Here is a 301-nt window from a genome sequence, read left to right as displayed (position 1 = left end):
ATTAGCCCGTGAATTATCTAAACGAGGAACGGGAAGCACCTTGTATATTTTGGATGAGCCTACTACCGGACTACATTTTCATGATACAAAACAATTGTTAAAGGTACTGACTCGTTTACGTGATCAAGGAAATACCATTTTAATCATCGAACACAACCTTGATGTGATCAAAACAGCGGATTGGATTATCGATTTAGGCCCTGAAGGAGGCAGTAAGGGAGGCGAAATTATCGCTACCGGCACGCCTGAAGAAGTGGCGTCCTGTGCTGAGTCCTATACGGGTCAATTTTTACGCCCTTTA

1 pseudogene is annotated in these 301 nt (G+C 43.2%); it reads left to right on the top strand.

Annotation, left to right across the window (positions count from 1 at the left end):
• Positions 1 to 301: pseudogene (locus tag IEX97_RS12965) on the top strand (excinuclease ABC subunit UvrA); the annotation flags it as partial.

It is taken from the genome of Paenalicyclobacillus cellulosilyticus, assembly GCF_014647315.1.
Lineage (GTDB): Bacteria > Bacillota > Bacilli > Alicyclobacillales > Alicyclobacillaceae > Alicyclobacillus_J > Alicyclobacillus_J cellulosilyticus.
Note: the sequence above shows the minus strand (reverse complement) of the source record. Positions and strands in the feature narration are given on the sequence as shown.